The following is a 407-nucleotide window of genomic DNA, read 5'->3' on the forward strand; positions in this document are numbered from 1 at the left end:
AAATCCCTATCTCTCCACCATTATTACGTTTTGGTGGTTCACTCGACTATCAAAATGACAGTTTATGCGCCGGAGAGGTGGCCGAGTGGCCGAAGGCGCTCCCCTGCTAAGGGAGTATAGGGTTTGTAGCTCTATCGAGGGTTCGAATCCCTCCTTCTCCGCCATTTAATAACGAAGAAAGCCCCGCAATTTATTGCGGGGCTTTTTTTGTTGTTAAAAATGGCAGAAGGCGGGTGAGAACCCTCGACTAGGGTTCGACAAAATGTCTGGAACATTTTGGGCCGCTGCAAGCGTCGCGAAGCGATTGATTACATGGACGTAAGCAAGCCCATCCCTCCTTCTCCGCCATTTATTAAATTAAAACGCGTAAATGAGTTTGTTATATAACATTACACATATCAAATATT

The 407-nt window shown here is 45.7% G+C and carries 1 tRNA gene; it reads left to right on the forward strand.

What is annotated here, in order from left to right:
* Positions 1-71: 71 nt before the first annotated feature.
* Positions 72-164: transfer RNA gene (locus tag CWB85_RS13150), tRNA-Ser, on the forward strand.
* Positions 165-407: the final 243 nt, after the last annotated feature.

It is taken from the genome of Pseudoalteromonas sp. S1727, from assembly GCF_005886375.1.
In the GTDB taxonomy this organism is placed as follows: domain Bacteria; phylum Pseudomonadota; class Gammaproteobacteria; order Enterobacterales; family Alteromonadaceae; genus Pseudoalteromonas; species Pseudoalteromonas haloplanktis.